This is a genomic window from Microvirga terrestris (genome assembly GCF_015694425.1).
Taxonomy (GTDB): Bacteria; Pseudomonadota; Alphaproteobacteria; order Rhizobiales; family Beijerinckiaceae; genus Microvirga; species Microvirga terrestris.
Map to the genome: position 1 here is coordinate 69,624 of NZ_JADQDN010000003.1, position 19,337 is coordinate 88,960.

Consider the following 19,337-nt stretch of genomic DNA (forward strand, 5'->3'; position numbering starts at 1 on the left):
ATCAAGAAAGCAGCTCCGCAAGGTTCAGCCGACGCGTGATGCCGACCGCTTCCAGGAACGCCTCGTCGTGACTGACGACGAGCAGTGCGCCGTCATAGGCCCGCAAGCCCGCCTCGACAGCCTCGATGGAATCGATGTCGAGATGGTTCGTCGGCTCGTCGAGGATCAGAAGCGGAGGCGGCTGCGGTCCGCCCAGCACGCAGGCAAGCCCTGCCCTCAGCACCTGCCCGCCGCTCAAGGCGGACACGAGCTGCAAGGCGGCATCGGCCCGAAACATGAAGCGAGCGAGCGCGGCCCGGCAAGTATTCTCGTCCGAACTCGGGTTGATGCGCCGGAAGTTGTCGCGGATCGAGGCGGATGGGTCGAGCAGGCTCACCTGCTGATCGAACATGGCAAAGTCGGTGAAGATCCGCACGCTCCCGCTCCAGGGTTGAAGCCCTCCGGTGACGAGCGCGAGCAGCGTCGTCTTGCCTGAGCCGTTCGGCCCGACGACGGCAACGCGCTCCGGCCCGGTGATGGAGAACGACAGATTGCGCAGGATCGGCTGCTCCGGCGTGTAACCGGCGCTTGCTGCGTCGATGCTCAAAACCATCTTGCCGGCGGGCAGATGCGTCGGCGGCAGAAGTATGGAGAAGGGTTGCAGGATCTCGATTCGCTCGCGTGCCGAGGCGGCTGCATCAAGCGCCTGTGAGCGGCGCCGCTCGGCCAGACGCGCGTTCTCGCCGCCCGAGTCTTCGCTCCGGTCTTTTTGTGCGTTCATGAGAATACGCGGCATGTCGCCCTTGGCGCGCTTCCTCTGGCCAGCCCCATCCTTGCGAGCCTTTCGCTCGGCCACGACTTGCGTCTTCCTGTCGATTTCACCAACGCGCTTCTCAGCGTCTGCCAGATCGCGCGCGACCGCCGCAAGTTCCAGCGCCCTGCGCTTGCGGTATTGGCTCCAGTTGCCGCCATAGCGCGTAGCGCCAAGCGAGGTCAGCTCGACGATGGCATCCATGGTCTCAAGCAGCTCGCGATCATGGCTGACCACGACGGCGCCGCCCCGCCATCGGCCGAGGAGATCGATCACCGCCGCGCGTCCCTCCCGGTCGAGGTTGTTGGTGGGCTCGTCGAGAAGCAGGAAGTCGGGTTCTGCAAAAACGAGCGCGGCGAGGCGTGCTCGTGTGGCCTGCCCACCCGACAAGGTCGCGAGAGCCATGTCAGGCCGCGCGTCCAGACCAACCTGAGCGAGCGCCGATTCCATGCGCGCCTCCAGGGTCCAGTCCGCATCCGCAAGCTCCTCGGCTGTCGCCTCGCCGGTCTCGGCGTGGCGCAGGAGCGCGAGCGCCTCGGTGGCACCGAACAGGCTGGCGATGGTCTCGGCCGGATCGACCTGAATCGACTGGCGCAGGATGCTCACGCGGCCGTTGACGGCGATGCTTCCAGCTTGCGGCCGAAGCTCGCCGGCGATCAGCCGGAGGAGCGTGGTCTTGCCGACGCCGTTGCGGCCGACGAGGCCCGCCCGTTCAGGGCCGAAACTCAGATCGAGGTCGAAAAGGGAGCGGCCGTCAGGCGTGGGCCAGGAAAGGCTGGAAAGAGCAATCGAAGCAGGCATGGCGATGGATGGTCCCGGTGGCAAGGCGAAGCGGCGTTGCTGTCGGGTGGAAATCCATGTCTGCGAAGATCCTGCTGAAAAGGACGCCCTTCGGTGGGCGCCGGGGCACGTTATAGGCAGGGACTGGCCGGGCCGCAAGCTTTGGCCGGGTCCGGATCATGCTTCAATCGGCGTGCCGGTCAGACGGCGCCGCTCTTCTGCGGTCGCTTGGCCATTACCTCCTGCAGGGCCGCGATCAGGTCGTCCGGCATGATGGGCTTGTGCAGGAACTTGGCGTTGGGCGGCAGGTCGCCCGGGCCCGGGCCGGTTTTGCCGGAAATCACCAGGACGGCGACCTCCGGCCAGCCCTGCCGGACTAGGCGGGCGAACTCGAACCCGTCCATAGAGCCCGGCATGTCCACGTCGGTCAGGATGGCGTCGATCTCGGGCCGGGACTTCAGGAGCTCGAATGCCTCATCGGCGTCCTGGGCCTCGACAACCCAGAACTCGGATTCTTTCAGAATATCGACCTGGGTAAGACGAACGAGAGGCTCGTCCTCGACGAGCAGGACGACAGGCTGGTTCACGATGCGGCGGTGCGGTTTCATCCAGCATAAAACGGCAAAGATTTTATCCGGTTCCCAACCGTCAAGCAGCCGTGATTCTGCGGCGCAGCGGCTCGCTGGGACCGCACGAGGCTCTAGAAGCGCTTTGCCGTGGCCTTCAGCTGCTTGATTCGGTCCACAACCTCCTGCGTGTGATACGGCTTTTTCATCAGGGGACCGGCCTCGCAGAGGGTTCCGGCGATGTCGGCCGACCGCTCCGCCCCGGAGGTGAGAATAACCTGTGTCTCGGGCATGTTGGAACGGACCCAGCGGGCGAGCCCGAAGCCATCCATCTCTCCCGGCATCTCGACATCGCTGAACACGATGTCGATGGAGACCTCAGGCGCCTGGAGGATCAGGATCGCCTCCTCGGCGCTGACGGCCTCATGGACCCGATAGCCGCATTCGCGCAGGTACTCGGCAACCACGAGCCGGATGAGGACCTCATCCTCGACGACGAGGATGGTCTGGAGGGGGGTGTCGGCCTCGGCCGAGAGGTGGGTCGATGACGTGCTCACGCAGAGCTAACCGTCGAGCTTTTGCCTTTGTTCCGGCGGTCAAGCTTGCGGAGGCCGCGGCCAGTTCAGGCTTCGCGCGGCAAGGGCCGCGACCTCGGCGGCCTGGTAAGGCTTGCGGACATATGGTCCAAGGCCATCCGGCCTATCTGTCTCCCCGGACGTGACGATCATCTTCATCGGGGCCGGCCTCTCGCGAACGTAATGAGCCACGTCCCAGCCGCTGCCGGGGACCGGCAGGTCGAGAGCCAGGATCAGAAGATCGACGGGGACCGCATCGAGCACGGTCAGGGCCTCCGGTGCGGAGCCGGCCTCCAGCACCTTGAACCCCCAGGCCCGCAGCTCGTCGCTGACGCGATACCGGATCCGGACATCCCCTTCGACAACAAGGATCGTCGGCGGGGTCCGGCGTGGAAGAACCGTAACGGATGCAGCACTCATTCTTGCCCCAGACGCATACAACTGGCGGACAACGTAGTGGTGACCCATGGGTTCTCCTGCGCCGTGCGTTAAGTCACCACGCGGGAAGGGCTGGCTCTCGTAAGTGGAACCGTCTATCAATGGCCACGTTTGCCAACTGCCCTGTCCTCTGTCCCCTCGGTCCCGTGTCCCACCCGCATCCCATAGGTGTCGTTCTCCTGGTCGAAGACGAACCGCTGGTGCGGCTCGTCACGGCCGACATCCTGCTGGAGGCGAACTTCCGGGTCATCGAGGCCGGCGACGCCGCGGAGGCCCTGCGGGTCCTGAAAGCCGAGGTCGCGGTCGACGTGGTGCTTTCGGACGTGGAGATGCCGCCCGGCATGAACGGCTTCGAGCTGGTCGGCCACGTGCACCGGGACTGGCCCGGGGTGGAGATCATCGTCTCCTCGGGCCGCGAATGGCCGAAAGAGAATGATCTGCCGCCAGGAGCGGTCTTTCTCCCCAAGCCCTACCTGAATGCCACCCTCGTGTCCTATGTTCAGGAGGCTGCGAGAAAGGCCCATGAGGCGCGCCGGCTCAGGCGCGACGCCGGCGCCGCAGGCGGCAGCGCTCCGGCCGAGGACATCTCCAAGACGGCCTGAGGCTTCTGATGAAGATGCCGGCATGAAAAAGCGCAGCCGAAGCTGCGCCTTTTGATTCGCATGGTCGATGTGGGTCGAGCCGGCAGCGTCACGCCGCCCGGACACCCTGCAGGAAGCCTTCGACCTCCCGGGTCAGGGCTGACGAATTGGTCGACAGCTCCCCGGCCGCCGCCAGAACCTGGGAGGCCGCCGACCCGGCATGGGTGGCCGCCCCCTGGACCTGGACGATGCTCTGGGTCACCTCCTGGGTGCCGCGGGCAGCCTCGCTGACATTGCGGGCGATCTCCTGCGTGGCCGCCTGCTGCTCCTCGACCGCAGCCGCCACGTTGGTGGCGATCTGGTGCACCTCCTCGATGGTGAGGCCGATCTCGCGGATGGCATCCACGGCGCCATTGGTGGATTGCTGAATCTGGTTGATGTGCGAGGTGATGTCCTCGGTCGCCCGCGAGGTCTGGTTCGCCAGCTCCTTCACCTCGGCGGCCACTACGGCGAAGCCCTTGCCGGCCTCCCCTGCACGGGCCGCCTCGATGGTGGCATTGAGCGCCAGCAGGTTGGTCTGACTCGCGATGCTGTTGATGAGGGCGACCACCTCGCCGATCTTCTGCGCGCCGTCCGCGAGCGTCTCCACGAGCTCGTTGGTCTTGCGCGCATTCTGCACGGCACGAGCTGCGGCAGCGGAGGTTTGCGACACCTGCGTGCCGATCTCGTTGGACGATGCGGCGAGCTCCTCCGTGGCGGCGGCCACGGCCTGCACGTTGCTGGAGGTCTGCTCGGCCGCAGCCGCCACCGCGTTCGACTGCTGGTTCGTCTGCTGGGCGGTGGAGGCCATCGAGCGGGCCGTGGACTCCATCTGCTGAGCGGCAACCGAGAGGTGCTGGACGAGACCGCCTACGCTGCCTTCGAAATTCTGCGCGAGTTCCATCATCTCGATCCTGCGGCGCTCGGCGGACTGCTTCTCGGATTCCGTCTGCTGGCGCCGCAGCCCGTCCGCTTCCTGCATGGTGCCGGCGAAAACCTGCGTGGCCTTCCAGATGTCCCCGATCTCGTCGTTGCCGGCCTTTGCTTTCGGCAGATTGTAGTCGCCGGAGGCCAGCTTTTGGATCGCCTCGGCGACGACCTTCAGCGGCCGGGCGATCTGCCTGTGACCGATCAGCCAGCCGATCAGGAGCGCCAGGATCGTGCCGCCGAGCGCAATGGAAACGAGCAGGGTGAGGCGCTCGCTGTAGAGCTCAGCCGAATAGCGATCCACTGCTGCGATTTCTTCGCTGCCCTTCTTGGTCAAAGCGTCGATGCTGACCTGGAAAGCCTTTCTGTTGGCGCGGTTGGCGTCATTGTTGCCCTGGGCATTGGCGGCCTCGGGCGACACCTCGGCACCGAGGCGCACAGTCTCGGATCGGAACGTCTTGAACGCAGCGGCGTCCTTGACCACCGCATCGAACAGCGCTTTGTGCGAGTCCGGGACGATCGGCGTCCATTCCTTCAGAAGCGTGTCGATCTCGTTCAAGCTCACGACCAAGCCGTCGCCGAACTTGCGTGCATCGGCCGTCGTCTTCGAGGCATAGATGCCGCGCGCTTCCATGACCACATGCGTCACCAGCCGGTTCAGGCGCTCGCCATATAGAGCGCGCGTGGCGGCGAGCCGCACGTCGTCGACGGCCTGATTGTAGGTCTGCAGGGTGCTGATGCCGACGGCGGCGATGACCACCGCAACCAAGCTCAAGGCAGCGACGAGCGCAAATATCTTCGTTCTGATCTTCATGCATCCCCCAGAGATCTTGATCAGCAAAATCGCTTGAATCCAGGTTGCAGTATTCACGGGACGCTTGTGCGGGGCTTGCTCTGTCATGCCTGAGTTTTTCAACAGGCTTTCTTTGCGGCAGGTGACGGATTGTTAAGCATAACCTCATAGGAATGATTGCAGTCGATTCTTATTGCGGCGGTTTCCATGGGCGTACGGTTCGATAAAGTATTGGAGCAGGTGGCCAGGGCGGGACAGCCCGGGCGCGGAGCCGCCGTCGAGACCCGGGAACGGAAAGTGCGGCGCCTGGAGGATCTGATCCGGGCCCGCGAGGTGGTAGGCGACCGCATCGTCATGTGCCTCGGACTGGCGCTCACCCTTTCGGCTGTCGCGCTCCCGGTTTACGCGGTCTATCTCAGCGACGGCTATGCCTATCTGCAGAGCACAGGAAACGGCCTGCTGATGAGCAAGGGCGCGGATGCCAGGCAGGCGCGTGCGCCTGACCTCAGCCCGGCGACAACGGGCTCGTTGAATAAGCAGAAGATTGCGGAATCCGTCGCGGAGGCCAAAGCCGACAAGGCAACCCTCGCCATCGACCGTCAGAGTCAGTTTCAACGCTATGTGATCCACAGGGCAACAAGCGAGTCTGCCCTGATCGAAGGGCCGGAAGGGGTCTGGTGGGTCACGCCGGGAATGACGCTTCCCGGCATTGGCCAGATCATCTCGATCGAGCGCTCCGACAATGGCTGGGTCGTTCTGACATCCGAGACGATGATCAGCCAGCGGCCGACCTCGAAGGTCGCGAGCTAAGAATTCTTCTCGTCCGCGTGAGCGCGGCTCGCGCTCACGCGGCGCTTCACAATACTGCTTACTTGGTGGCCGTGACCAGCGGCGCAGCCTGATTGCCGAGCCACACCCAGGACTTACCGTCAGAGCCTTCCCGCTTCACATAGCGATAGCCGGTCTCCTGCCAGGACAGAACTGTCGCACGCTTGTTGTCGAGGATATAGTCGCCGCGATCGGTGCGCGCCATCAGCACCGCATGACCGGCGCCGAGCTCGTCGATCACCACCGTCATCCGCAGAGCCCTTCGCGGCAGGCCAGCCTGGATGAGCATGCGGCGCTTCAGGATCTGAATGTCCTCACAATCGCCCAATCCGTCATCCGGGTAATCCCAGCGATCCGCCACACCCCAATGGTCCTGATCCGTGACCGGCAGAATTGTGGCGTTTACACGCTCGTTGACGTCGCCGAGAAGCCTCCACGTCTCCTGGTCGAGCGCGATGACGGCCGCTTCGGAAGGATCGAACGTGCACTCGTCAGGCATCTGCTTGCAGAATGCGAGCCAGGCCGGCGTCGGCCCAGCCTGTCCGGACGACAGGATGGCGGCATTGATCCCCGGCAGATTCATCTGCGGGAGCGCATGAGCCGTATTCACCGCAGCAACAGCCGACAGGATCGCGGCACCCATTCCTGCGGCGGCGAGTAGCCGCCTTCCTGCCTGCTTTAAGAAACCGGTCCTGTTCATGCCCCCGCACCCATCCGCTTCTTTTCATCAAAGCTGTCAGCAGCACGGGATCTGCGCAAGCGCGATTCTGAGTAAGATGTCAGAACGATGTCGCAGTGTTGACTTCAAGCAACAGAACGAGGAACCGATCTTGTGCTAAGCGCCGATACTCTTCAAATGAAGAGGAGCGCAGCCAATGACTCTCTCGGCTGCAATAACGTCTTAGCCCGAAAGAAATGCCCCGATTTCGCCGAGCGATGCCGCCCATCGGCATCTTCTCCTGCCGCTCTTGCCAGGTCATTTTCAGTAACGACGCAGAAACCCGCTCTGGCTCCTCGCCCAGGTCCTGGCTCGTTGTGATGAAGCCATGAGGCGGATGGTCGGCGTGCCCACGAGGCCGATCAGCGACCCGGCGATAACCGGCACCAGAATGATACTCATCCCATCTCCCCAAACATCCGACAGCACTGTCGTTCCAGGGCTCATCATGGGTCGGCAGCCTTGTGCGAAACTGGTCCCAATATGGCAGGTTCAGTTCGCGCGAAAGGCAGCATGCGAAGCCAATGCCGTCTTTACCAAAAGGCGCGAAGGTTCACGGCATTGATCGAAGTGCCGGAATTTCCATGATACATTCTGCAGATTACCGGGAGGCCTGCTTGAGACCCATTTTCGCCTTGCTTGCGATCGCTGTCAGTGCCGGCGGTTGCACGACGGCCCCTTATGAGGCGGCCGAGATGTCCTGCTCGGACTACATCGGAAAGCCGATCTCATCGCGCATCGCAGCTTACGGACCGCCGACATCGGTGTATCGCATCAACACCAGTCAGGTCGGCTATGTCTTCAGGACGAAGACAACCGCCCATGTGGGCGGCGAGCCTTTCTACACCGTGAACTACCTGACGGGAGCGGACAAGCACCACACGCCTGTGCGCAAGATCACGCGGGTGTGCCATGGCGTATACGTGGTTCATGCCCCAACGGATACGATGCCGATGTCCGAGCGGATCATCGTGGACGTTATGCCCTGAATCGAAGCTGCCGCACAATGCGCAGCCTTGACGTCAGAACCCGCCGGGGCGGAGCTTGGCGATGCTCATCATCAGGTCCATGCTGAAGCCTTCCTGAACCGATGACGGATCGAAGAGCAGTGCGACTGGCGAAACACTGGCTGTGCTGGCATTGGTCACGTCCCACATGGCATTGAAGCGCTGGATCAGCTTGTCGACCTTCTTGGGGTCCTGCAGATCCTTGATGTTGATGTGTTTCTCAAGGTTTCGGACCTGAATGTCGAGATCCGCCTTGGAGGCATTCTGCGGAATATTGAAGGTGGTTTGCACGAACTTGAGCAATGCCTTATCAGCCAGCAATCCCATGGTGGTTTTTACCGACGAGGCCTTGCGCTTGAAATACATGGCGAGCTGAACACCCTGATTCTGCTCGCCCTCCTTCTTCTCGAGAGCATTCTCAACGTATTTCTGCACCGCCTCAGTTGTTGCGCTGGCAGCGGATGTCGCATTGCTTCCATTCACCCTGAAATCGAACGCTTTGGCGAACTCCTTGTAGAGCGGGTTCGACATCTTGTTCGCCATGCTCAAGGGATTGACCACGCCTTCCTGAAGGATCTTCTTCATCATGCCCTTGGCGTATGCCATATCCTCCAGGCCATAGGCCTTCATGGCAAACTTGAAGATGCGATCATTCTTGATGAAGTCCTCGATCGTCTTGATGGTTTTGATATTGGCCCGGTAATATTCGATCTCGCGCTTCGTCGCCGGATCCTTCTCGATCAGAGCCTTGGTTCGCGCCAAGTCCTTAGTGACGATCTGATAGCGTGTCGATGTGCTGATCATGGCCTACCCTTTCGTCCGTGGAGCATGCTGTACCTCAAGGATAGAAGCCTCAACGGTCGCTTTTGCCCAGGATATCGTCGCAGTCTTTCCTGAACCTGTCCGCGACGTTTCCAGTATCTCTTGGATCCAGTCGGAACTCGTATTGCTGCGTCTCGTAGCGATAATTCGACAGCTCGACGGTCAGGCTTTCCGCTCCGGCGAGCTTATCAACGAAGTCTCGCACCTGAGCAGGATCGGGCATCTGGCCATGCCGGTCTCGGTAGATCCAGTGCCCCACCTCCGGGCCGTTGTTATCGAACCAATAGACCGTGCTTCTTCCGCCAGGATCGCTCCGGCCCAGGAACTGCTTCTGCGCAACAGCAACACTTGTGAAGGGCACCGGCGCCTGATCGGCGTCGGAAGCAAAGCGCTGGCACGTGAGCCAAAGCAAGGAGCCGTTCTTTCCCCGCAACCGGGCAAAAGCAGCCTGGGGCTGACCCTCTTCATCCTGCCTCAACACGTAGTCCCAGGGGCCGAACCAGGTCGCCAGTCCGAGACTCTCACCGGAAAAAGCCGTTGCGGCAATGCCGACCGTCAGCCCTGCAGCCAGGGGCTTGAAATGAAAAACAAAGCGAAATGATCGAATGAATGACATCTTACGCTCTTCTCAAACGAAAGGAGCCCCGCCTTTCTCAAGGCGAGGCTCCCTTCAGGCTGATACTAAATCTCTTACTGGAAGAGCTTCAGGATCATCTGGCTGTTCTGGTTCGCCATCGAGAGAGCCTGCACGCCGAGCTGCTGCTGGGTCTGCAGAGCCTGGTTGCGGGTCGACACCTCGTTCATGTCGGCATCGACGAAGGCGCTGACGCCGGCGGTGAGCGAGTCAGAAAGGACACCGATGAAATCTTCCTGGCTCTCGATCAGGGCCTTGTTGGCGCCGAGCATCGACATGCCTTCGGTGATCTTGTTGATGGCCTCATCGACCGACTTCAGAGCGTTGGCGACAGAAGTACCGCTACCGGCCTTGGCAGCAGTCGCCTTGACGGCACCTTCCTCAGAGGTCGCAGCAGTCATGCTGACCTGAACGTTCTTACCCATGACGCCAGCACCAGGTGCCGGAGCAGCGAAGGTGATGACGTTAGCAGCTTCAGAGACCGAACCAGCTCCCCATGCGGTGTTGAGGCTCGCCGCGAGGATCGTCGCAGTGGTATCGCCACCAGCAACGGTGTAGCTCTTCTCCTCGCCGCCTTCGACGCGGAAGCGGATAACAGAGCCAGCAGCGGGAAGGCTGCCTGCAGCCGAGAAGTCGAAGGTCTGAGCTCCAGCGGTACCGACAGCGGCCGCAGTTGTCGTCTTCGGAGCGGCAACGCCATTGTAGTACCCGCCGACGACATTCGAACCGTCTACCTTGGAAGACAGAACGAGACGATCGACTTCCTTGAAGACGCCAGTGGTCACTTCTTCGCGAGCCGTAACCTTGCGTGCTTCGACAAGGGTGTTCAGCGTCGAGTCCTTGTTGATGGCTTCGACCAGATCATCCATGTCGTTCATGGTCTTGTCGACCACGAAGGTCTGCTCGTTGCCGGTTCCGACCGAGAAGCGGATCACGTCGCCAGCCGTCACCGTGCTCGTGCCGGTTCCGACTCCCGTGCCACCGAAGGTGCCAGTCTTCAGCGTGAAGCTCAGCGTGGAAGCTTGTGCGGCATCCGAGATGTCGATGTCGTCGACGGCGACGCCAGACGTTCCAGCCGTACCAAGGATGTCTGCACCACCGGTGGTCTTGGCGAACAGGTTGATCTTGCTGGTGTCGATGTCGAGGAACTTGAGCTCCTTTGCCTGGCCATCGTAGGAGGTCACGAGCTTGACGGTTTCACCATCGGCCTTCAGCCAGTTCTGGCCGTTGAAAGTCGCCGAGGCCGCAATGCTCTTCAGGCCTTCGATCGAGCTCTTCAGCTCGGTCTGGATCGCCTTGAGGTCAGCACCCGGGTTGGAGCCGGCAGCCAGCTTCGTCTTCATGGTATTAAGGAAGCCGAGGCTCTTCTCCATGGCGCCGGAGAAGGTGTTGATCATCTCCTTCGACTGCTTGAGGGAGTCCTTCACCGCGCCGAGAGCGCCGTTGTCGGACTTCATCTTCGTCGAGATCGACCAGTAGGACGCGTTGTGCGAGGCCTCGCCGACGCGCAGACCGGTGGAGATCTGGTTCTGGTTCTTGTTCATAGCCGTCTGGGTCGCCTTCAGCGACTGCAGGGCAGTGATGGCGGAGAGGTTCGTGTTAATCGAAGACATGTGCTTCTTCCTTGAATGATGTGATTGTTCAGGGAATGTCGGGATCTAACCGACCCAGCGGAGTGGCTTCATGCCTCGAGAGAATTCTCGATCCGCTGCTCACATGACATCCGGGCTTTTACCGGCAAAATGGAGTGGCATCATGCCTGGCCTCCTTGCGAAGGCGTACCATAGTGCTTTCTCTGCACCTAGAGAGCTTGCGATCTCCGTCTGCGGTGCTTGCAGTTCTTGTCTACCAACCCCCTCCTCTAGCGTCAAGCAATAAGATCGAAGTCGGAGCAGAATTTTTCCTGTTAATCTTTTATTAACTATGAAGAACAGGCATGTTTACTATTCGAAGACACCAGTCGGACGCCGAATAGTATCTTTGCGAGACCAATATCTACAGCCATCGCGTTCTCACGGCGCATTTACCGTCCGCCGACGGCGAACATCTTTGGCGCGAGGCTTGAACCGTTCTTTGAATACAAGCCGCGATGAGCTGGATCGAGCGTCAGCGCGTCGGTCACGCCGAGCACCGTCTCGGAAGCGCCGAGCAGCAGGGAGCCATCGGGCACCATGACGTTCGCGATCCGGCGCAGCACATCGGCCTTCAGGTTAGGGTCGAAATAGATCAGCACGTTGCGGCAATAGACGATGTCGAACTGACCCAGGCGATTGAAGTCCTCGATCAGGTTCAGGTAGCGGTAATCCACCATCGCGCGGATCTCGGGCGAGATCTGCCACTGGTCGCCAACCTGCGTGAAGTATTTGACCAGCAGGCGAATCGGCAGGCCACGCTGCACTTCGAACTGATTGTAGAATCCTGCCTTCGCCTTCTCCAGAACCTCGGTGGAGATGTCCGACGCCACGATCTCGATGTGCCAGCCCGGCATGCGAGGCAAAGCCTCCTTGAGCAGCATGGCGAGCGAATACGGCTCCTGGCCGGTCGAGGCCGCGGCGCACCAGATCCGCAGCCGGCGGGTCGATGCGCGCTCCTTCAGGTATTTCGGCAGCAGGACGTCCTGGAACAGGTCGAACGGTGCCTTGTCCCGGAAGAAGAAGGTTTCGTTCGTGGTCATTGCCTCGATAGTCGCCTTCTCCAGGGCGATCGAGCGCCCTGCCCTGATCTCGCGCACCAGATGCGACAGACTATCGATCTTGAAGCGCGTACAGACTGACGAGAGGCGGCTCTCGACGAGATATCGCTTGTCCGGGGACAGCGCCAAGCCCGAGCGGGCTTTGAGAAAGACGCGCAGGGCGTCGAATTCGGCCTCGGTCATTTCGAAGATCCAGTGATGTGGCCCTTCAAAGAGCGGCCGATGGATTCCAAGGGAAGGATCTCGTGGGCCAGTCCGGCCTTAACGATACTGCCCGGCATTCCCCAGACGATGCTCGTGGCTTCGTCCTGGGCGATGATCGTCGCGCCTGCCTTCGTGAGGTGGCGCGCGCCGTGCGTTCCGTCCGATCCCATGCCCGTGAGCACAGCCGCAATGGCGGAGGCGCCGAACACGCCCGCCGCTTCCCGGAAGAGCACGTCCACGGCGGGACGGCAGAAATTCTCGGGCGGTCCGTCATTGAGCCGGATGACGGCTTTGCTGCCTGAAGAGACCACGCCCATGTGCCGGCCACCAGGGGCAACGAGGATTGTTCCGGGGCTGACGGCGTCACCATCCCTGGCTTCCCGGGCCGGAACGGAGAGGAGGGACTGCAGGTGCTCGGCGAAGACCGCCGTGAACATCGCGGGCATGTGCTGCACGATCAGCACGGGGATGCTCGAAAGGGCTGGCTTGAGGTCGAGCAGGACCCGTTCGACCGCACGAGGACCGCCGGTTGAGGACCCGATCAGCAGGCATTGCGGCCTTACAGTGCCGGGCTTCACAGCCGTTGAAACGGCTGGTGCCGGCATGACGGAGAGAGCCGGCGCCGACACTCTCACATGGCGGCTCTTAGCCTCTCCCAGGGCACGCAGTTTCGCAATGAGGTCGCGCTGGAAGTCGGCCGCAGCTCCTGCCGCACGGGCACTTTCCGGCTTTGCAAGGTAGTCAACGGCCCCCAGGGAGAGGCACTTCAGTGAAATCTCGGCATTTCTCTGCGTGAGAGTCGAGATGACGATGACCTTGCTCGTCGGCTGAACCTTGAGGATCATGGGAAGAGCCGCGAGTCCATCGACCTCCGGCATCTCGATATCGAGCAGGATGATCTCCGGCTTGGACCGTTCGGCGGCATCCACCGCCATGCGCCCGTTGGATGCCGTCGCGACGATCTCGAAACCACCAGCCTCGGTCAGCCAGCGCGCAATCATCCCGCGGATGACGGCGCTGTCGTCCACGATCATGACGCGGGTGGGCCTGCTCTGAGCGGGACCGGGTTGAATGACGGGAGCAATCGACATGATGTCACGCTGAATGGGAGACGGGAAGAACACCAAGTTCTTGGAACTTGGCTGCAAGGATGTCCCGGTCGAACGGTTTCATGATGTACTCGTCCGCCCCGGCATCCAAAGCACGCGTGATATAATCGATGTCGTTCTCCGTCGTGCAGAACACAACCTTCGGGGTTTGTCCTTCCGGCGTTGCACGCAGATGCTTGAGGAAGCTGTACCCGTCCATCACGGGCATGTTCCAGTCCAGGAGGATCACGTCAGGCATCTCTGCCCTGCACGCCTGCAATCCCACCTCACCGTTCTCGGCCTCGGCTACACGGAAGGATAGTCCTTCGGCGATCTCGCGGGAGACTTTTCGTATGACGCGCGAGTCATCAATGATCAGGCAATAGCTCATATAAAAATTTCCTGTTCCTGGCGATCCAGCTCGTGGCGGAGCGTAGACCCGCTAGGAGCGAATGGCTGACTTGTCGACGAAGTTGAAATTCTCGACCAGGATTTCCTTGACGATCTCGGCACCCAGGCGTTTGTTGATTTTGTCGCGAACGTTGCCGATCATCCCATTGACGTTGTACCGGGACAGCTTCCTGAAATCGAGTGTCTCGTCGGCGTAGACATATCGGAAGACCTCATCCTGGATAAATGCTTCCGGTGGGACCGAGATTTCCCGCAATGTCTTAGCGTCGGCCGTGAAGACCAAGTTGGCGATCACGTATCCTTGGACGGCTCCCTCGGCGATGACCGGAATGTTCATGGGCGGCAGCTTCTTGTACTGCAGGCCCTCATAGCTCCCCTTGTCCTCGACGGGGGCTTTTCCGACGGTCCATGTGACCGCCGCGTAGCACGAAGCCAGCGTGACGGCGCAGACCCAGAAACCCGCCATGACGTTCTTGATCATGTGCCGTAACCAGCCTTGGCGACATGAGCCGAATAGGTGCTGTCGGACTCAGCCTTCTGGATCGCTGTCGAGATAATGCTTGCAACCTCCTGAACGGCATGCATGTGACGCCTGAGAATGTCCTGGTTCTGCTCGATCTTGCCCTGCAGGTTCTGGAGGCGCTTGGTGGCATTGGGATCCAGAGCGCTGATCTCGGCTGTCCGGACGATCCGGCTGATCTCGAGGAGGCACTGGCTCTTGCGACGGTTGAACTCATCCAGGTTGGAGAGATCCCGTGCCAGGAGCGCCGATGTTTCCATGTCAAGCGTCTCTTCAAGGCGATCTAGCGATTTCATCAGCATAGGCTTGCTCCTCTGTTCGAATGATCTTTCGCAGCCGACCCTATACCTTGCCGAGCAGGGTGTTCAGCGGATGGCTTGGCACCTGCGGCGCGCCCGCAGAGGGACCGTGCTTGCGGGCGTTCAGGAGCCTGTTCGCAATGCCGATGCCCCCGGCCTTCGAGAGCTGCCCGCCGATCTGTTCTGCCAGCATGGATTTCCAGATCGAGCCCGCATTGCCCTTGCCATAGGTATTCTCAGCATCCCTTGGCAGCATCGATTCGACGAAGGTTTGCAGAATGTAAGCCTCGAATTCCTGATGGGCCTTACGCACCTTGTCGGCATTCGCAGTCTCGGCATCGTTGCGCAGTGAGTTGCGGATAGAATAGATGTCAGCGCCGGGCATCATGAGAGGCCTGTCGGCGGCTTCCTTCACAGCATCGTCAAAGCTTGCGCCCTCGGCCGGCGAAGCGCCTTCCATGAGCTTGCGAGAGGCAGCCTGGAGACGGGTTGGATCCGCCGCTCTTGCGACATCGTTGATAATATCTGAGGGCGGGCTGATCGCCATCGCGTCACTCTCGGTTCTTGTGTTCGGCCCTTTCTACATCGGCTAGCTTACGGGAAGCTTGCGCTGCCGCCCTTGGCCAGCGTCTCAAGGATCGAGACGAGATCCTTCTTCTCGGATTCGCGCCGGCTTTGATCTCTCAGGTTCGTCAGCATCTTTTCCGTGCGCTTGGCCTGCATGGCTTTCTCGAGAGCAACGCCTTTCTGGGCGACCTTCGCTTTCTCGACCTGATCTTCTTGCGTCGACAGAGTCTGCAATCGCTTGGCGGCCACGTCCACGAACAGGCCGTGGAGCGTGTCGTGATCGTTCATCGAGTGAATGATCGCCTCCTGCGACGCCCTCAGCTCTGCGGCTTCCCTCTCCAGGAGCGAGACTTTCAACTCGGCTTCCTGCTTGAGGCGCTCCTGGACCTTCAGGATGCGATCGATCTTTCGAATGCGCTGCTTCATGCCGACTAACCGTTTCGAAGCCAGGAGGAGAACGCGTCCATGAAGAGAAGGACATAGTCATGAGCGGCGAAGTACATGATGAACAGGCCACCGAGCATGATGAAGGGTGTTGCCAGGAAGTAGACCGGGATCTGCGGCGTCAGCTTGTTGGTGAGCCCCACGGCCAAATTGACGATAACAGAATAGAGAATGAAAGGGCTGCTGATCCTGAGGGCCAGCACGAAGGCTGCGGCGATCTGGTCCACGAGCTGAGTCAAGGACAGGCGTGCGCCAAGTCCCTCGCCTATCGGCAATCGCGTATAGGATTCCACCAGTCCGCGATAGAGCTCCCAGTGCATGTCAGAGAAGAACAGGATCGCAGTTGCTGCCATCATGATGAAAGTGCTGATGGGCGGGAGAGGCTCCGTCTCGTCGATAGGTGTCCCTGGCATGCCGCCGAGGCCTAACGCCATGGCGACCGCGCTCAGCATCGTCTGCAGCGCCAGAAAGTAGACCCGGCCCAGAAGCCCGATCAGAAGGCCGGTCAGCAATTCAGAAGCGATCGAGACGAGCATCGTGGCGGGCACAAGCGCCGTCACCCCGTCGCGCAGCTTTGTGAGCAGAACCGGAGACAACGCGAGGCTCGTCGTCAAAGCGATGAACAGGCGAATCTGGAGCGGGATCCGGAAGCTTGAGAAACCGGGGGCGATGAGCAGGCAGCCGCCGACACGGCAGAAGATCAGGAAGATCCCGAGCAGGATCTCGGAAGAGGCCTGGGTCACGAGATCGTACCGAGGGCGTTGACCTCCACGCCGCGCGCGATCTCCAGATGGGACAGGACGGGCAGCGAGGAGAACATGCGCTCGATGATCATCCGAACATAGGGGCGAGCATCCGGCGCCGTCACGATGGCGAAGCTCTGGACCTGTCCCATCCGGGCTTTAATCGCCTCGGAGGCCTCGGTGCCGAACTGTTCGACCAGACGCGGATCGATATCGAACTCGACCACGTCACCCTTCGCATCCCGCTTCAGGCTCTGATGGAAGGCGATGTCCCACTTGTTGCCCAGACGCAGCACGTTGAGGGCTCCTCCCTCCGCCAGATCCCCGCAGATCTGCTGGGCGATGCGCACCCGAACATGCTCCACCAGCTGCTCGGCCCGCCGAGCATGCGGGGCGATCTCGGCGATCGCTTCGAGGATCAGACTGAGATTGCGGATCGAAACCCGCTCTGCCAGCAGGAGCTTGAGCACGGCCTGAAGGCCCGAATAGGAAATCTGTGAGGGGCAGATGTCGTCGAGCAACCGCTTGTATTCACTGTCCAGGCCATCCAAGAGATTGCGAACATCCTTGTATGAGAGAAGCTGCGGAAGGTTGTTGCGGATCACCTCGCTCAGGTGCGTGAGAAGGACAGAGGCTCCATCAACTGCCGTGAAGCCCTGCCTCTTGATCTCGTTCACATAAACATCGGAGATCCATAGGGACTTCATTCCGAAAGCAGGTTCACGAACCTCGTCGCCTGGCACGTCCGGCATTGGGCCGTCGCCGAGCACGACGAGAAGATCGCCTGGGCGGATTTCCTGCGTTGCCACCACGGTCCCGTGAATCTTGATCTGATAGCTCTTCGGCGGGATCATCAGGCTATCGGAGAGCTTCACATCCGGCAGGACGAAGCCGTAATCCTGCGCGAATTTCTTGCGCATCTTGCTGACGCGGTGGGCGAGATCGCCATGTGAGCTTGCCAGATATGATGCGAGATGTTTGCCGAGGCACACCTCGATCTCCGCAAGCTTCAGGGATTCCTTCACCGAATCTCGGGACTCCAGCAGGTTCTTCTGCTGCTCCTCAGCGAGCTTGGTCTTGACCTTCGCTTCCTGATCGGCCCGTTGCTTCGGAATTGCATAGGCAATGAAGCCCATGCATCCGCCCAGCACGAGGAAGGGGATCATGGGGAGGCCAGGCATGATGGCGAACACGAGCATGAGGGCGGACGCCACCATCAAGGCTCGCGGATAAGCTCCCAGCTGATCGAGCACTGCCTGCTGGGCCTGCCCGCGCGTGCCGCCTTTCGAGACGAGAAGACCGGCCGCGAGAGAAACCACCAGGGCTGGAATCTGGCTGACGAGGCCGTCGCCCACGGAGAGCTGCGTGAACACGTCGGCCGCCTTGGACAGCGGCATCCCGTGCCGGGTCACGCCGATGATGATCCCGCCGAAGATGTTGACCGCAATCGTGATCAGGCTTGCGACTGCCTCGCCGCGGACGAACTTGGAGGCACCGTCCATGGAGCCGAAGAAGGCGCTTTCCTCCTCGAGTTCCCGCCGGCGGTGCTGAGCTTCCTTCTCGTCGATCAGGCCGGCCGACAAATCCGCGTCGATCGCCATCTGCTTGCCTGGGATGGCATCGAGAGTGAAGCGGGCGCCGACCTCCGCGATTCGGGTCGCGCCCTTCGTGATGACCAGGAAGTTGACGGTGATGAGGATGATGAAGACGACGATGCCGATGACGAAATCGCCGCTCATCACGAACTGGGAGAAGCCACTGATCACGTGCCCGGCCGCATCAATGCCCTTGTGGCCATCGGAAAGAATCAGGCGGGTCGACGCGATGCTGAGAGCAAGGCGCAACAGGGTCGCGATGAGGAGAACGGTTGGGAAGGCCGAGAATTCGAGAGGCTTCTGAATCCAGAGAGCCACCATCAGGATCAGGACGGACATAGCGACCGAAAGGGCGAGACCCATGTCGATCAGCAGGGGAGGAATCGGCAGGAAGAGAATGGCCAGAATGGCGACCACGCCACCGGCGAAAGCCAGATCCCTGCTGCGGCCCAGCGCTGTAGTTTGAACTGCTTCCATGTGCCTGTCAGCTCACCGATTGAACGTTGAAGCTGACAGATGCCCTATGAAGCTTGCGCGGAGGTCGCAAGCCTTCCGGAACCGGGGAGCATATCGTCCTCGCTCCCTGCAGTGGTTCACCGGGCGTTGCTAGAACCCTGTTACGATTCGGCCGTAGACGAGTTCCGTGAACGCGTAAATCTGGGAGCCCACAAACGATCCCGTCACCAGTGTGACGACGAGAATCGCGATGATCTTCGGGATGAACGTGAGGGTGACCTCCTGGATCTGGGTCAGCGCCTGAATCAGGGCGATGACGATGCCGATGACCATGGCGGCGGCCACGGCCGGTCCAGCTCCGATGATGACGGTCCAGATCGCGGCGCGGACCAGTTCCAGGGCATCAACCTCGTTCATATCAGCTCACCACGATTCCTGGGCCGAGCAGGACGTTGTCGCCGCTCTTCAGCCGGGCAACGGCCCCTTCATTGGTGATGATCACCGAGTCGACCTGACCGGAGATCTTGCCGTCGGCCGTCGTCACGGTCCGGCCAATGACACCATCGGCCTGCGACAGAGCCGACGATGCGAGAAGCGCATCGAGCTTGGTATTGCTCTGAACCGTCTGCTCCACCTGTGAGAAGGTCGCAAGCTGGGCCATGTACTCGGTGGATTTCATGGGCTCCGTCGGGTCCTGATTCTTCATCTGGGCCATCAGCAGCTTCAGGAAGTTGTCATAGGTTGCTGTGGCGGTCGATGGGCTGGTGGCGCTCGACCGGCTTGCAAGCGGTGAGGCAACGGAGGTCACATTCATGATAGG

General features: G+C 61.0%; 24 protein-coding genes. 3 read left to right on the plus strand and 21 right to left on the minus strand.

The annotated features are described in order from the left end of the window. Window position 1 precedes the first annotated feature (1 nt). The 4 genes from I2H36_RS07365 to I2H36_RS07380 form a co-directional block, all read right to left on the minus strand. On the minus strand, window positions 2–1,591 hold the full coding sequence (locus I2H36_RS07365) for an ABC-F family ATP-binding cassette domain-containing protein (protein WP_196263249.1): 1,590 nt from the start codon (window positions 1,589–1,591) through the stop codon (window positions 2–4). A gap of 179 nt (window positions 1,592–1,770) precedes the next feature. Continuing rightward, the gene (locus I2H36_RS07370; RefSeq protein WP_196263250.1) at window positions 1,771–2,178 is read right to left on the minus strand and encodes a response regulator; all 408 of its coding nucleotides are present in this window, start codon (window positions 2,176–2,178) and stop codon (window positions 1,771–1,773) included. Window positions 2,179–2,270: 92 nt separating this feature from the next. Next, a complete protein-coding gene (locus I2H36_RS07375; protein WP_196263251.1) occupies window positions 2,271–2,693 on the minus strand; it encodes a response regulator in 423 nt (140 codons plus the stop codon). A gap of 39 nt (window positions 2,694–2,732) precedes the next feature. Next, on the minus strand, window positions 2,733–3,131 hold the full coding sequence (locus I2H36_RS07380; protein WP_196263252.1) for a response regulator: 399 nt from the start codon (window positions 3,129–3,131) through the stop codon (window positions 2,733–2,735). Between the two features lie 119 nt (window positions 3,132–3,250). Here I2H36_RS07380 and I2H36_RS07385 point away from each other — a divergent pair, with 119 nt between their 5' ends. Beyond that, window positions 3,251–3,751, plus strand: coding sequence for a response regulator (locus I2H36_RS07385; protein ID WP_196263253.1), 501 nt, complete (start codon window positions 3,251–3,253; stop codon window positions 3,749–3,751). Window positions 3,752–3,839: 88 nt separating this feature from the next. On the opposite strand, the gene I2H36_RS07390 is transcribed toward I2H36_RS07385, so the two are convergent. Then, window positions 3,840–5,510 (minus strand): methyl-accepting chemotaxis protein, encoded by a 1,671-nt coding sequence (locus I2H36_RS07390; protein ID WP_196263254.1) that lies wholly within the window; start codon window positions 5,508–5,510, stop codon window positions 3,840–3,842. A 156-nt stretch (window positions 5,511–5,666) separates the two neighbouring features. Here I2H36_RS07390 and I2H36_RS07395 point away from each other — a divergent pair, with 156 nt between their 5' ends. Beyond that, window positions 5,667–6,299, plus strand: coding sequence for a hypothetical protein (locus I2H36_RS07395; protein WP_196263255.1), 633 nt, complete (start codon window positions 5,667–5,669; stop codon window positions 6,297–6,299). Between the two features lie 58 nt (window positions 6,300–6,357). On the opposite strand, the gene I2H36_RS07400 is transcribed toward I2H36_RS07395, so the two are convergent. Both I2H36_RS07400 and I2H36_RS07405 read right to left on the minus strand, forming a co-directional pair. Continuing rightward, on the minus strand, window positions 6,358–7,017 hold the full coding sequence (locus I2H36_RS07400; RefSeq protein WP_196263256.1) for a transglutaminase-like cysteine peptidase: 660 nt from the start codon (window positions 7,015–7,017) through the stop codon (window positions 6,358–6,360). 282 nt (window positions 7,018–7,299) lie between these two features. Continuing rightward, window positions 7,300–7,437, minus strand: a complete 138-nt coding sequence (locus tag I2H36_RS07405; protein ID WP_196263257.1) for a hypothetical protein — start codon at window positions 7,435–7,437, stop codon at window positions 7,300–7,302. A gap of 215 nt (window positions 7,438–7,652) precedes the next feature. Between I2H36_RS07405 and I2H36_RS07410 the strand changes: the two genes are divergently transcribed. After that, window positions 7,653–8,024 carry a hypothetical protein gene (locus tag I2H36_RS07410; RefSeq protein WP_196263258.1) on the plus strand — a complete coding sequence of 124 codons (372 nt, stop codon included), beginning with the start codon at window positions 7,653–7,655 and terminating at the stop codon, window positions 8,022–8,024. A 33-nt stretch (window positions 8,025–8,057) separates the two neighbouring features. On the opposite strand, the gene I2H36_RS07415 is transcribed toward I2H36_RS07410, so the two are convergent. The 14 genes from I2H36_RS07415 to flgD all read right to left on the minus strand — a co-directional run bounded on the left by I2H36_RS07415 (window position 8,058) and on the right by flgD (window position 19,331). Beyond that, window positions 8,058–8,846, minus strand: a complete 789-nt coding sequence (locus tag I2H36_RS07415; protein WP_196263259.1) for a DUF1217 domain-containing protein — start codon at window positions 8,844–8,846, stop codon at window positions 8,058–8,060. Between the two features lie 49 nt (window positions 8,847–8,895). After that, window positions 8,896–9,480 (minus strand): hypothetical protein, encoded by a 585-nt coding sequence (locus I2H36_RS07420; RefSeq protein WP_196263260.1) that lies wholly within the window; start codon window positions 9,478–9,480, stop codon window positions 8,896–8,898. Window positions 9,481–9,554: 74 nt separating this feature from the next. Next, a complete protein-coding gene (locus I2H36_RS07425) occupies window positions 9,555–11,111 on the minus strand; it encodes a flagellin N-terminal helical domain-containing protein (RefSeq protein ID WP_196263261.1) in 1,557 nt (518 codons plus the stop codon). A gap of 410 nt (window positions 11,112–11,521) precedes the next feature. Continuing rightward, complete coding sequence (locus tag I2H36_RS07430) at window positions 11,522–12,373, minus strand: CheR family methyltransferase (protein WP_196263262.1); 852 nt, start codon at window positions 12,371–12,373, stop codon at window positions 11,522–11,524. Next, on the minus strand, window positions 12,370–13,485 hold the full coding sequence (locus tag I2H36_RS07435) for a protein-glutamate methylesterase/protein-glutamine glutaminase (protein WP_196263263.1): 1,116 nt from the start codon (window positions 13,483–13,485) through the stop codon (window positions 12,370–12,372). Before I2H36_RS07435 ends, I2H36_RS07430 begins: the two co-directional genes overlap by 4 nt. A gap of 4 nt (window positions 13,486–13,489) precedes the next feature. Next, entirely contained in the window at window positions 13,490–13,873 is a 384-nt protein-coding gene (locus I2H36_RS07440; protein ID WP_196263264.1) for a response regulator, read from the minus strand. Window positions 13,874–13,924: 51 nt separating this feature from the next. Further along, window positions 13,925–14,374, minus strand: coding sequence for a hypothetical protein (locus I2H36_RS07445; protein WP_210330994.1), 450 nt, complete (start codon window positions 14,372–14,374; stop codon window positions 13,925–13,927). After that, complete coding sequence (locus I2H36_RS07450; RefSeq protein WP_196263265.1) at window positions 14,371–14,715, minus strand: magnesium transporter CorA family protein; 345 nt, start codon at window positions 14,713–14,715, stop codon at window positions 14,371–14,373. Before I2H36_RS07450 ends, I2H36_RS07445 begins: the two co-directional genes overlap by 4 nt. Before the next feature lie 40 nt (window positions 14,716–14,755). After that, on the minus strand, window positions 14,756–15,259 hold the full coding sequence (locus tag I2H36_RS07455; protein ID WP_196263266.1) for a rod-binding protein: 504 nt from the start codon (window positions 15,257–15,259) through the stop codon (window positions 14,756–14,758). Between the two features lie 47 nt (window positions 15,260–15,306). After that, entirely contained in the window at window positions 15,307–15,705 is a 399-nt protein-coding gene (locus I2H36_RS07460; RefSeq protein WP_196263267.1) for a hypothetical protein, read from the minus strand. Between the two features lie 5 nt (window positions 15,706–15,710). After that, window positions 15,711–16,466, minus strand: a complete 756-nt coding sequence (gene fliR / locus I2H36_RS07465) for a flagellar biosynthesis protein FliR (RefSeq protein ID WP_196263268.1) — start codon at window positions 16,464–16,466, stop codon at window positions 15,711–15,713. Continuing rightward, complete coding sequence (gene flhA, locus I2H36_RS07470; protein WP_196263269.1) at window positions 16,463–18,538, minus strand: flagellar biosynthesis protein FlhA; 2,076 nt, start codon at window positions 18,536–18,538, stop codon at window positions 16,463–16,465. The genes fliR and flhA overlap by 4 nt, the downstream gene beginning before the upstream one ends. A 129-nt stretch (window positions 18,539–18,667) precedes the next feature. Then, window positions 18,668–18,934, minus strand: coding sequence for a flagellar biosynthetic protein FliQ (locus tag I2H36_RS07475; protein WP_196263270.1), 267 nt, complete (start codon window positions 18,932–18,934; stop codon window positions 18,668–18,670). A gap of 1 nt (window position 18,935) precedes the next feature. Further along, on the minus strand, window positions 18,936–19,331 hold the full coding sequence (gene flgD, locus I2H36_RS07480; RefSeq protein ID WP_196263271.1) for a flagellar hook assembly protein FlgD: 396 nt from the start codon (window positions 19,329–19,331) through the stop codon (window positions 18,936–18,938). Window positions 19,332–19,337: the final 6 nt, after the last annotated feature.